The sequence below is a fragment of the Pseudomonas sp. Sample_21 genome (assembly GCF_004307525.1).
Lineage (GTDB): Bacteria > Pseudomonadota > Gammaproteobacteria > Pseudomonadales > Pseudomonadaceae > Aquipseudomonas > Aquipseudomonas atacamensis.
The window spans coordinates 1-13739 of record NZ_RCNZ01000126.1 but is presented as its reverse complement, the minus strand read 5'-3'; the positions used below and the strand labels follow the sequence as shown (position 1 = coordinate 13739).

The window sequence follows — 13739 nt, the reverse complement described above, 5'->3', positions numbered from 1 at the left end:
TGCGGCTCCCTGGCGGAGCCCTGCATGGCGTACAGCACATCATGTTTACCGACCGCCGGATCGAACGGCACCAGTTGCCGTATTACCTCAGAGTGTTCAATAGCATCACCGACAAACCCGTGGGCTTTCTCGGCAACGTGTCTGCGGACGGGCTGATGCTGATCAGCCAGTTGCCGATGATGATCGGCGCAGATTTCCAGTTACGCCTCAAAGTCCCCGCCCGCGATGGCAGCCAGCAAGTCATCGATTTCAGCGCCTGCTGCGTGTGGTGCCATGAAGACGCCACACCGCTGCATTACGACGCTGGTTTCATCCTGCGGCGTGCGCCGGCGGAGTTCGGCGAGCTGGTGCTGGCGCTGAAGCAGTACTTCAGTTTTCAGCCGTTGCCGGCTTCTGCCTGAACAGCAAAAGATCGCAGCCTTCGGCAGCTCCTACAGTGGAACGCATTCCAGATGTAGGAGCTGCCGCAGGCTGCGATCTTTTGATCTTGACGTCACGCCACCGCGATCGCCCGCTCCTGATCCAGCGCCTTCTCCGCCAGCAATAACCCCATCTCGCTCAACTGATAGATCGCCATCGCCAGATGTCGCGGCTTGTCCTCGAGGCTGTCCGCCAGGTCGAGCAGCAGAATGCTGACCGAAGAAAAGGTTTCGTAGGTTTGAATGGCCATCGCTTCGGGGTTGATGTCGGGCGCGACCATGAACATCTGCATGCCGCGATCGACGGAATTGCACGACGGCGCAGCGCCGGGTTTTTTCAGGTAGTGATCGAGGGCTTTTTCAGCGGCCTGGTGGAGTCTGGTGGAATCGGCGGAAGCGTAGGGAGAGGTCGAGTCTTCGCTTTCAGGGGGATTGGGTGTTGGTTTGATCATTGTCTGCACACTCATAGTTGGGGCATCCACCTCTTCGCGACTAAACGAAAGGGTGGCGGCTGTAAGCAGGTTAGTCGACCGGGAGTGCACAAACCGGCGCGCCCTGAGGCGCCCTGCGAACAGCCACCATCGAGTGCGGGGATAGGGATTACCCGACTTGATGACGCTTATGCGCAATGCACGACCCGGGCGACTAAACCCGACCACTGATTGGCAGCGGCACGGATCACGTTACGGGGCAGCTTCAAAGCGCACAAGCCGGCGGATTCTGAGTGATGTGTAGGCAACGGCGCAAGCTGATGTAGCCGCGTGCTAATGGCTGAAGGACGTCTGCATGTTGCAGCGTGGGAATAGTTACCGCTGGTCGGGACTGTCAGGTTTTACAGGTGTCATTTCGTGCTTACGGTTCTTCAATGAGGCACCCAGATACCGACGGTATAAGGAAGCTCAATCATGTCCGACCATGAGAACCCAGGCTCCAATTCTCCAGAAGATCGCCCGTTTCCTGAGGACCATCGCCCTTCCCAAAAATCCGATGATCCGATTTCCGAAGAGCCTGGAATCTTGGTCGCGGATTTGGAGTATGAGGCCGGCTCCGGGTCACTGTTAGTAGATACCACGATGGACTTCAAGTTTCGTATACCGGTAAACGATGGCCGCTATCACAAAGTTCATCTGGATTTTCACGGAGCCGATAATTACTACCGGCGTATCACTGAAAGTGCATGGTTGGGGGGCGTCTGGCACAGTATTCGAGTCGAAGACCTTCCCGAGAGTGACCTGCAAGTCAGAGTTGATGGAAGATGGCATTACGTTGATCAATGGTCAAGGTGGACACCGCGGACTTTGCTGGTCAGAAAGGCTGCTCGCATTGCTAGCAATCGTACTGTGACTACAACGGTTCCAGGCCTCGCCGGTAAAGGCAGCAAAATCACGCTTGTGCGTCCCAATTCAGGCTCTGTACTGAGCACAACGACCATTACCAATGGCTACGGAAATTGGACTGTCACCCTCCTTGATAATGTCCCCCAGGGTTTACAGGATTTCATCATCCGTGAGGAGTATGGAAGTACGCAGGGGCGCTACGCGGGGAAAGCGTCACTGACCGTACTCAAGCCTGTAACGCTCACGCCGTTGCCGCAGGTTATAAATACACAAACGCCGCAATTTGCGGGTACAGGCGGTCTGCACCAAGCGATGACGAGAGTGGATGTTTACATCAAAGGCACATCGATCAAAGTATTGGCCGACGCAAAGATCGAAATTGATGGGTCATGGGGTGGTACCAGCACTTATACGTTTGCGTTCGGCGAAAATTATTCTCTAGTCGCCAGTCAAAGATACGATGGCGCAACATCTGTGCCGTCAGTCCAACGAAATTTTTATGTCATTGACCCCCCCCGAATAACGTCTCCTGGATTGACGCAGACGGTGGACATGACATCGACGTTCACAGGCACTGTCGTCGCCGGGATCTCCAGTGCTGTTGCCGTGCGTTCGGAAAACACCCAAGCTCAAATCAGCACCCCAACCGATGCCGCCACAGGCGCATGGTCTGCATCTTTCACGCTGACACCTGGTCCGCATTCAATTGTCGGCACGCATACCTATTTGAGAGTGACATCGCTGACCAGCCAACCCTTCGGCATACGGGTACGCACGGGCAAGCCCACGGTCACATACACGCAAGCCAATGAAACGATCACATTTTCCGGCACCGGACATTTCGACGAGAAGCTCAGAACCGAAATCGAGTTCACTATCCTCGAAAGTCCAGCCGGCCCAATGCCGGTCGCGCCTCCCAACGCACAAGTACAGCGCAACGGCACTTGGAGCACCGCCGTAACGGGCTGGAAACTTGGCACCTATGAGATCAACGCCGTCCAGAAGATCAGAGACAACGCCGGCGGCTGGATCGACTCGCTGCCGCTGACCTTTGAGGTCAAAAACATCCTCCCCGATGTCAGTGACGTGCAATTCACCAACGACTACCAACCGACCTTCAGCGGCAAAGGCTTCAACGGAGCCATGGTGCATCCAAACAGGCCCAATAGCGGATACCTCGAAGCGCCTGAAGCTGAGGTCGACGGCGGGCGATGGTCTACCAAGGCTTCAACGGTCTGGGGACCGTCGTTCGAGCGTGAGGTACACATAAAGCAATTTCTCGACGGTCATCAGTCGCCAAACTGGTTTGTGCTGAAAGTCACCATCGCGCCGCAAGCCCCAGGCCTGAACGACCCTGAAGATGACGGACTTTCGCCCAGGTTCAGCGGTACGTGCTGGCCGGGTGCAACCGTGAACATTGAGTACAGCGACGAAACCGGCATTGTGCACAAGGGCATCGTCAGTGCTGGCACGTGGCAGTTCAGGCGCGACAAAGAATTTGCCCCGGATATTTCCCATACCGTCACGGTAACCCAGCTCGCCGCGCAGCAAACTTCGGAGCCGGCGTCCAGAACCTTTATTGTCAGGAGGCCGATGGTCACGCCAGTGATTACTCAGCCGCCGGACGGCTCGGAAGTCGGCCGTGTCGTAACGGTCGAGGGCACGATGGGAATGGTGGGTGCTACCTTGCAACTGCGTGACAAACGGTTTGGCCGTCCGTTGGGAGAGCCGAAAGTATTGAGCCAGGACGGCGACTGGTCGATTGACCTGAGCCTTCTGGAATTCAGGCTCTACACCTTCGACGCACAGCAGACACTGGACGGTCGACCGTCGCTGTACAGTGACGAGCATGAATTGACGGTGGTGTTGCTGCCGCCAGAATTTCTCCAGCCGATACCAAACGGCAAGTTGCCACGAACTGCATTGCTCAAGGGTACCGGCATGAGGGGCGGGGTTGTCGAAGTCTGTCTGCTAGGGCTCACCGAACCTCTGCTCAGTAATGTCGGTGTCGACTGGCAGGGCATTTGGCAAGCCGAAGTGACGTTGCCGGTGGGCAGCAAAACAATCTGGGCTCGGCAAAGGTTCATGGATGAAAGCGGCACACTGCAGGAGTCGAAAGACAGCGAGCCGCTGCACTTTGACGTCGTGCCGGCCGCCCCCTTCATTGAAACCCCGATCGAGGACGATGCCATCGGGCAGCAGGTGGTGGTGTGCGGTTTTGGCGTGCCGGGCGATACGGTTACGGTGACGCTGGTCGGTGCCACGCGCTCAGAGCCGGCAAGTGGAATCGTGCAGGAAAATCGCACCTGGTCAGCGATGCTCGATGCAAGTTCGCTGGTCGGGGGGCTTTACCGGCTGGAGGCAGTCGCATCCCGGGACGGTTTCGAATCGTTTGAAACCCTGCGCTCGGTCATGTTGGGTACTTTTGTGCCTGTCCTCGACGAGCCGGCGGCGGGACGCTGGGTCACTCAGCCAGTGCAGTTCAGCGGCAAGGGCCGTCTGGGCGTGGGCGCCGTCGTGAGTTGGTACAACCCGGATGTGCAGTGGCTGGCTCAGGCACCTGTGGTCGATGAGCAGTGGCGCGGGGAGGCGACGCGGGCACTGCCGCTGGCGGGTAACTGGTACCGATTCCGGCAGACGCTGACTGACGCAGCGGATGACGCGACGATGTCCGATTGGGCGGACAGTGCGCGTTTTGAAGTCGAAGCCGCGCGCCTGATCAGCCAAGCCGGGCGGCGTTTCATATGTACAAGTTGGTGAACTCTGAGTGATGTGTGGCAACAACGCAAGCTGATGCAGTCGCGTTTAATGGCTGAAGGACGCAAGCATATTAAGGCGTGGAATAGTTACCGTTGGTCGGGACTGTCAGGTTTTACAGGTGTAGCGATGCGACGCATCGGTATTCAATGAATGTGACCTGTTTTATCTATCAGCCAGCTTGCCCTTTCTGAGATCCGGCCATGGAACAAGATGATGGTATTAAAGATCCTTCCGACAGCTTGCCCCCGAAACAAGAGGTAGTCTGCGCTGAGGAGATCGGAACGGATGTGGCATTTGTAACCCATGAGCTGCACGCGGAAGAAGACGGTAGGTGGGCGCAGCTTCGAGTGAGCTATGCCTACTCCTACGATGGTTCGACATTTACTTGCATCGTGTCAGCGTACAGAGCAAAAGAGAATCGACGTTATGAAGGGAATGTAAAATTCTATCTTTCGTTGGTTAGCGGTGAAGGTAATGTAAGAGAACTGACGGGCAGTGCTCGCCAGACCGGTGAGTGGATCGATCTTGATGAACCCTATCGAGAAATGATTATCGCCAATCAGAGAAACGTAACAGTGGGGTTCGATTATATTTATGATGTAGATAACGCAAGTGATCCGGTTCTGAAAACCTATAAGATCGCCAATTATCGGATGCCCATTCCAACCATCAGTGCAATCCGAAACTTCACATCTTCAACTTTCGCTGTCAAGGGTACGGGGGCAATATACCGTTATATTGTTGTCCTGGACGATGGGCGCGGTACGATTGGGGCAGAAGAGGCTTTCTACGATCCTTGGTCAGTGCCAGTCACCGTGGCAGAAAACAAAAATTCTTTAACGTTTCAAGCATATCAAATGTACGGTGGTAAGGTTTCCGAGCGGACGGGTTATATAACAGTCTACCGCGCTCGAATTACTTTCCCGGCAGCTAATGCTTTGATGTTGGCAAAGGATGTGGTTGGTTTCAGAGGTATTGCTGCGTCGGGTACTGATATCAGAGTAGTTGGGCACTCAAATCACTATGAGAACTGGAGCGACGTTATTACTGTCGGAGATGCCGGTACGAGTTGGGAGGCTAAGGCAACAAAGGTCCCAGTAAGTGGGACGTTCTCGGTTACCGCTGAACTCAAATCACCGAATATCAGTCATTTTTATACCGAGGCCGCGACTTTCAGAGTCATGGGTGTGCCGTCAATATCCGAACCACCTGAGTTGGCAATCCATGATCCAGACTTCCTCCTGAAAGGAACCAACGGCCTGGCTGGCGCGCGATTGAGAGCATTTTTCGATCTGACGAATGATTCCGTTCCTGGCTGGGAAGTCGTTAGCGATGTAGACGGGCCGTGGGAGGGGATGATCAAAGTGCCGCCAGGGGCGATCAGCCTTGTTGTCGAACAGGATCTGGATGGCGTGTCATCCGGACGCAGTGCACCACAGGCCTTCAGGATTCGCCCGCCCACCCTGCAACAGCCCACCGTCACCTTCGCTGGAACTACAGTAACTTTCTCCGGCAAGGGTTATTACGATTCCAAACGCAAATCTGAAATCCAGTTCACCGTCAGGGGGGGGGCGGTGCAAGTTCCCACGCCCGCAAATGCCGAAGTGATGCCGAGTGGCACATGGAGCACCGCAGCGCAGGAATGGACTGTCGGTACCTACAACGTTACCGTCATTCAAAAAATCGCTGACAACGCCAGCGGCTGGATCGAGTCGCTCCCGCTGACCTTCGAAGTCAAAAACATCCTCCCCGATGTCAGTGACGTGCAATTCACCAACGACTACCAACCGACCTTCAGCGGCAAAGGCTTCAACGGAGCCATGGTGCATCCAAACAGGCCCAATAGCGGATACCTCGAAGCGCCTGAAGCTGAGGTCGACGGCGGGCGATGGTCTACCAAGGCTTCAACGGTCTGGGGACCGTCGTTCGAGCGTGAGGTACACATAAAGCAATTTCTCGACGGTCATCAGTCGCCAAACTGGTTTGTGCTGAAAGTCACCATCGCGCCGCAAGCCCCAGGCCTGAACGACCCTGAAGATGACGGACTTTCGCCCAGGTTCAGCGGTACGTGCTGGCCGGGTGCAACCGTGAACATTGAGTACAGCGACGAAACCGGCATTGTGCACAAGGGCATCGTCAGTGCTGGCACGTGGCAGTTCAGGCGCGACAAAGAATTTGCCCCGGATATTTCCCATACCGTCACGGTAACCCAGCTCGCCGCGCAGCAAACTTCGGAGCCGGCGTCCAGAACCTTTATTGTCAGGAGGCCGATGGTCACGCCAGTGATTACTCAGCCGCCGGACGGCTCGGAAGTCGGCCGTGTCGTAACGGTCGAGGGCACGATGGGAATGGTGGGTGCTACCTTGCAACTGCGTGACAAACGGTTTGGCCGTCCGTTGGGAGAGCCGAAAGTATTGAGCCAGGACGGCGACTGGTCGATTGACCTGAGCCTTCTGGAATTCAGGCTCTACACCTTCGACGCACAGCAGACACTGGACGGTCGACCGTCGCTGTACAGTGACGAGCATGAATTGACGGTGGTGTTGCTGCCGCCAGAATTTCTCCAGCCGATACCAAACGGCAAGTTGCCACGAACTGCATTGCTCAAGGGTACCGGCATGAGGGGCGGGGTTGTCGAAGTCTGTCTGCTAGGGCTCACCGAACCTCTGCTCAGTAATGTCGGTGTCGACTGGCAGGGCATTTGGCAAGCCGAAGTGACGTTGCCGGTGGGCAGCAAAACAATCTGGGCTCGGCAAAGGTTCATGGATGAAAGCGGCACACTGCAGGAGTCGAAAGACAGCGAGCCGCTGCACTTTGACGTCGTGCCGGCCGCCCCCTTCATTGAAACCCCGATCGAGGACGATGCCATCGGGCAGCAGGTGGTGGTGTGCGGTTTTGGCGTGCCGGGCGATACGGTTACGGTGACGCTGGTCGGTGCCACGCGCTCAGAGCCGGCAAGTGGAATCGTGCAGGAAAATCGCACCTGGTCAGCGATGCTCGATGCAAGTTCGCTGGTCGGGGGGCTTTACCGGCTGGAGGCAGTCGCATCCCGGGACGGTTTCGAATCGTTTGAAACCCTGCGCTCGGTCATGTTGGGTACTTTTGTGCCTGTCCTCGACGAGCCGGCGGCGGGACGCTGGGTCACTCAGCCAGTGCAGTTCAGCGGCAAGGGCCGTCTGGGCGTGGGCGCCGTCGTGAGTTGGTACAACCCGGATGTGCAGTGGCTGGCTCAGGCACCTGTGGTCGATGAGCAGTGGCGCGGGGAGGCGACGCGGGCACTGCCGCTGGCGGGTAACTGGTACCGATTCCGGCAGACGCTGACTGACGCAGCGGATGACGCGACGATGTCCGATTGGGCGGACAGTGCGCGTTTTGAAGTCGAAGCCGCGCGGCTTTTCACAACAATTCCTCAAGCCTGACTTCCGACGAACGGTTATAAAACCTGTCATAAATGACAGTGGACTGAACGGCTTTCGCAGCGCTAAATCGTACTTACTGAATGTGCAGCCCGACGAAGGATGTCGGGCTGTGCGGGCCAGTTGTCGCCTAAAGGAATCTGATCATGGTTGATTCGCGCCGTCCCGCCCTGCAACTGTTCGACCAGTTGTTCAGCGAGAAACAACGAGCACAGGACGTCGGACTGCAGAACCTCGAGACTTACCTGGAAAACGGTGGATCAATTTATCCACTGGTTGAAAAGGGTGTTCAAGGCATGCTCCAGGAGCACCCGCAACTCAGCTTTGAGCAAGCGCAACAATTCTGGCGCGGCGCCAACAGCATAGCCACGTCTCAGCGGCGCCAGTTTATCGAGAGGACGCTGAGGGGGAACAGGGACGCGCCAAAGCGCAGCTCCAGCGGTTTGCTATCGATCGTGGACGGTCCCAATTATCACGCTCTGATCGGTACCGATTTTGCTGCACTGTGCCCGCCAGATGCGCTGGAGTCCATCTGGTCGCCAGTAGCCTATCTGATCGACTTGTTGCGCTGGGTTCGTGACCGTCTGGAGGGCATCAACAAGGAAGAAAAATATGCGCTGCATAACCGGCGCACGGATTTGCTGGCACTGAGCGTCGACTTCAATGCGGTTTATCAGTCGATCTCGTCTGTGGACATCATCGTCGAGGTGCTGGAAAAATTCATTGCGGCGAATACAGATGTCGATTCGATCGAAGACGCGCTGATCGCAGCTCGCTACCCCAACGGCCTGCCTTATTACCAGCATTGGGTCACGATTGATGGTATCGCGCAGGTTCATGATCTGTCGGTGGGCGACTTTGAGCACCGGGTCGACCTCTCTTATCCGTATTTTCTGCAAACCAATGGTCGGGGTGCCAATACTGCAAAGGGTTTCGCCCATGCTTCGCGGCTTGGCCCTTATCAGCGCCTGTTGCTGACAGAAACCCGGGCGGATTTCGAAGATCGCGAAAGTTTCTTTGCGCAAAACTTTGGTACCAGCAAGCTCGACGAATACCTGTTCCTCAATCAGGTGGTGTTCCTGGGTGAGCGCACCAAGCTCGACAGTCGGCAGATCGAAGCCCTGCTGTCGATTGGCGACTTTGCTCCGGTGCGCTCGAGCAATGTCACCTATATAGATGACAAGCCCGAGCATCCGGAAAGCGAGCGCTCGGGGTCAATCTATATCAATGACAACACTGCGCCGGCGGTGCGTATCGATAATGCAAGCGAGCTTCGGCATCGATTGACGGCAAATCCCGACGAGTCCATCGGGTTCAATCATTATGACCGACTGAATCGGATGGTGCGCCTGGCGAGCTGGACCGGATTGCCGTTCGATCAGGTAGACGTAGTGTTGGCAGCTGCCATCAGGGCGACAGGGCTCGGCAATCGGCCTGAAGACTCTTCAGACAAAATGGAAATAACCAATGGCGTCGTGCATGCACTTGGCCTGTTTCAAAAGTTGCGCGAGCGCTACCAATGCACTGCCGCGGACTTCGCGGTTTTTATCGGTGAGATGTCGGTTTATGGCCGCGGCGAAGCGCTTTCGCAGTTCGATCAGTTGTTCAATTTCGAATCAGGCTATCGCGAACCTTTCAAGCTCGACAACGGTGCGTTTGCGGTAACACCTGTGCCTGGTATGGTGGATCTGACGATCAGCCAGCTCTGCAGTGGCCTGGCGATTGATCCGCAGACTTATTACGTTCTGGCGAAAACAGTGGCCAAGGCTTATGGCTTGACCGAAACACTGAATCGCAACGCAGCGATCATCTCAAGTTTTTATCGTTTGGTGTCGCTGCCCCGGCTGTTGAACATCACACCGGTTGAAGGTGTACTGATGCTGTCGATGCTGGGCGGCGATGAGTGGATCAACCGCTTCGCCGGTGTCCCTGTCATTCACGATGTTCCGGACGGTTTACCGGATGCGCTGGAACTGATCGAGGCTATGCAAAGTTGCGTGCAGTGGTGCGCGCAAAACAATCTGCCGGTGTCGTGGATGTTGCAGCATGCGGTCGACGCGCCACCGGTACAGGAACTGTCCGAACAGGATGAGCAGTTTTTCGAGCAGATTCGCAATTTGCTGCCGACGGCACAGCTGTCCAATAGCACTTTCCTCATGGCTGGCGTACCGACCGCCGGTGCTACTGACTGGATCGAATTCCTCGCGACGTCCGCCGACAGCCTGGGGCCGATAACCGATTTGTATGGTCTGATCCTGCCCTATGAGCAAGGCGCTGAGACGTATCCGGCCTTCGTCCTTCAAAAAATCTCATGGGCGGTCAATAGCGCCTTGGGTGAGATCGAGCCAGCATTGCGGCAGAACATCATCACCAGCATGGTCAGTGCTTTTCTACAGATGCGCGATGCTCAGACTTCGCTGGTAAGGGAGACGCTGGCGGCATACGCCGGCGTGGGTGTGGATCAAGCGTTGCTGGTCCTGGATTGGGCAGGCGTCACGGTGCATCAATTACTCCTGCATGTATTGGAGCGAACCGATATGCAAGCCGAGGCGTCCGGCCGTACACGCGACCGAGCCGCAAGCGCATCATTTGATCTGCTGGCTGAAATTCGCCGGCGCAGTGAGGTGGTGTCGACACTTGGGTTAAGCGCCGCGCTGTTGCAGGAATATCTGGATAGCGGCTACAAGGACTGGCTTGTTCAGGCCGACAAACATACGTTGACGGTGCGCACTCTTTATTACCTGACGACGCTCACTCGCGCTTTTGCCCTCGCCTCAGCCGCGAGCGGCCAATCGCCACAGAAGCTTTTGGATTACCTGCGTCAGGTCAACGCATTGCCGGCAGTCAGCGGTGATGCGAAAAGGCTTGCGCAACAGGCGTCTGCCATCAAGCTGGCGAATTTTTTTGGCTGGAGCGTGCAGGAAGTGCGCGAATGTGTCAGCCGCATCGATGCCGACGGGATTCTGAAGAACCTCAGCCAGCTCGATTTGTTGATGCGCGTGCTGACGCTGTCCACCGCGACCGGTATGGATGCGTTAACGATTTTTCTGATCGGTAATCTGCCCGAGACGGTCGACAAAAGTTCCTACGCCAAGGCCGCTGAACATGCCTTGCTCGGCGAGTCCAGTGCGCAGGCGCCAATTGTGCATGCACCGGGCGACGTCACAGGGCTGGTCACGATGACGTGCGAAGTGGTGGATAACAGCACCGTTGTGGCCAATAAGCCAGGCGAAAAAGTCACTTACAAGGTGACCCTCAAAGACGCCAACGGGGAGCCGCTGAGTGGCGTCACCGTCCATTGGCGCGCCACTTTGGGCACCATTAAGGACGACACCACCCTGATCGACGGGACGCTTGTGGCCGAGTTTATTCCCGGCAATGTCATGGGTCACGACACGCCATTGCTCTGGCTGGATTTGTTCGAGCCGCAATATGCCCCTTCCATCGAGATCACGGCCGATTTCGCTACGCTGTTTTTCCCGCTTGAGGAACTTTCACCTACGCCTCTGGATACAGTGGAATACGGCCATGAAGTAGAACTTTATGCGGTGCTGGAAGACGCCTACGGAAACCGCGGACAGAACTCGCTGGTGGAGTGGTTCTGGACAATCGAAGCGCCCGAGAAGAGGGATGCCGTCACTATTCGGCCGGCGCAGGGTTTTACTGATCAGCAGGGGCTTACACGGGTTTTTGTTTCAAGCAGGACGGGCGGCACATTCGTGTTCAGTGTTCGCACTCAGTCTGGGGAAAGCGAAAGAATATTCACCAATGCCATCACGTTCGCCCGGAGCTAGTGGCAGGACGTTGCGTACTGCCTGGCGAACGTTTGTCCCCGGGCCATATTCCAAGGAGCGAGATCATGGCACTGAGTAACATTGGCGGGCTGCTGGAAAAACGTCGCTCGGCCCTGCTCGAATACTGCATTGGTCAAGTGGCCAATACCCGATACCCGTTTCTGAAAACGCCTGACGATCTGTTTGAATTGCTGCGCATCGACCCGCTTGACACCTATCAGGTGAAGAGTTCCAGAGTTGCCGAAGCGACAAGCTGTGTGCAGCAGTACATTCATGCGGTGTATCGAAAGCTGGAGCCAGGCTTTGGAGATCATGAGTTCGACAAGCGTCATCTGCACGAATGGATTTTTTACAGCAATTATTCCGATTGGGCGGCGATGCAAAAAATTCCATGCTATCCGGAAAATTTCATCATTCCATCAGTGCGACTGCGCAAAACCAGTCTGTTCAGAAATCTGGAAAACAACCTTAACCAGGCCCGTTTGAACAACGATACCGTGCAGGCTGCGCTGCAGGAGTATCTACAGGCATTCGAAAAAATCTGCGATCTCGATGTGATCAGCTGTTTCATGGATGGCATGACACCGGCCAAAGCCGATTACTACTTTCTGGGGCGGCAGCGAGTGCAGCCGTTTCAGTATTTTTGGCGCAAGGCCGAGATCGAACTGAGCCCGGCCAGCGCGGCGGTCAACCCGGCGGCCTGGAGTGAATGGCAAGCGGTGGAAATCCCCACCACCAATCAGGTGCTGGATATCCGCCCGGTGTTCTGGAATGGCCGGTTATGTGTGGTCTGGGCCGAATGGCGTGACGCGGTCGTCGGCAGCGCAGCGGAGGCTTTCAGCCCGAGCAAATTGGTGATCAATCTGGCATTCATGACACAGAACGGGCAGTGGTCGGCGCCGTTGTGTGTGCACAGTTCAGAGTGCAAGGACAAGCTTTTGGCGAGCCCCCCCCGACTGATTGCGACTGTGCATGCTGATTACCTTAATCCGAAGGGCAAGTTGGGGATTCTGTTAAGTGGCAAGTTCTCTGAGAAGTCACCCGCAGATTCTCCACCGGAAGATTCTGCTGAAACGGATCTGACAGTGCATGCGATTTACGACGTGCTGATGCGCCCCCTCCTGGACGGTGGCGCGTGGCTGGATCTGGCACTCAAGGAGCGATTCGTCAGCAGCGATACGGTTCAGCACCCGCTCGACATTCAGGTTACTGCTGTCCCTCGCATAACGAACCATGGTTCTCTGACCCCCTATCTTGGTCTGAACGTTATGGCAACGCGCGTCGATGACAACGATGTGCTGACGGTGCAGGGTTTCTGCAGTCCCACGGGACTTGAAAGCGCTATGTTGAATATGGTGCTGCAAGTGACGGGATCGTCTGATATCGATCCGCCGCCGATTAGTGAACTCCAGGATGCAAGCGGTGGCTGGACAACTCAAGCGTGGACTTCCCGGCGGGCGAAAGGCACATGGGCTACGCCAGTCACGGTCTTATTCGCCTCTCCCAGTTCCCCTACAGGACAGAAAGAATTCGACCTGACGATTGTCGATCTCATGGACTTCGTCCCGCCAACTCTGCACAGGAGCAGTGCAGGCACGGCACAGTTCCTGTCATTCAATCAAGCTGGACTGGCGTTGAAATACGTTCGGCTCAATTCATTATTCGGTTCGGAACTGGTAAGGCGTTCGAATATTTCCGTGGACGCCGTGCTGGACTGGTCCAACCAGTTCATTCTCGAACCGTCGCCGACCGGCGCAGAATTTGTTGAACTCAATGGTCCCTTCAACGGTGCCAACGGTCTGAATTTCTGGGAATTGTTTTTTCACCTGCCGCATTTGATTGCCACCCGGTTGCGTGATGAAGAGCGCTTCCAGGAAGCGCAGGACTGGCTGCATTACGTGTTCGATCCACAGGCAACCCAGGATCGGAAAGATCCGCCGGTCCCGATCATGAACCCGAAACCGGCGTACTGGCGTTGCCGGCCTCTGGATATAGAGGGGGCGGGAAGTAATC

General features: G+C 56.1%; 6 protein-coding genes. 5 read left to right on the top strand and 1 reads right to left on the bottom strand.

Going from position 1 to position 13739, the window contains the following annotated elements:
* Positions 1-41: 41 nt before the first annotated feature.
* Positions 42-401, top strand: a complete 360-nt coding sequence (locus D8U71_RS24385; RefSeq protein WP_125917092.1) for a PilZ domain-containing protein — start codon at positions 42-44, stop codon at positions 399-401.
* 92 nt (positions 402-493) lie between these two features.
* Here D8U71_RS24385 and D8U71_RS24380 read toward each other — a convergent pair whose 3' ends face one another.
* On the bottom strand, positions 494-871 hold the full coding sequence (locus tag D8U71_RS24380) for a DUF6124 family protein (protein WP_016773463.1): 378 nt from the start codon (positions 869-871) through the stop codon (positions 494-496).
* Between the two features lie 453 nt (positions 872-1324).
* On the opposite strand from D8U71_RS24380, the gene D8U71_RS24375 reads away from it, so the two are divergent.
* From D8U71_RS24375 to D8U71_RS24360, 4 genes are all read left to right on the top strand, one after another.
* The gene (locus D8U71_RS24375; protein ID WP_130888864.1) at positions 1325-4516 is read left to right on the top strand and encodes a hypothetical protein; all 3192 of its coding nucleotides are present in this window, start codon (positions 1325-1327) and stop codon (positions 4514-4516) included.
* A gap of 200 nt (positions 4517-4716) precedes the next feature.
* A complete protein-coding gene (locus tag D8U71_RS28685; protein ID WP_241664254.1) occupies positions 4717-7935 on the top strand; it encodes a hypothetical protein in 3219 nt (1072 codons plus the stop codon).
* Between the two features lie 143 nt (positions 7936-8078).
* A complete protein-coding gene (locus tag D8U71_RS24365) occupies positions 8079-11726 on the top strand; it encodes a Tc toxin subunit A (RefSeq protein WP_130888863.1) in 3648 nt (1215 codons plus the stop codon).
* Positions 11727-11791: 65 nt separating this feature from the next.
* Positions 11792-13739: neuraminidase-like domain-containing protein (locus tag D8U71_RS24360; RefSeq protein ID WP_241664253.1), on the top strand; the 1948-nt coding region annotated here is incomplete at its 3' end.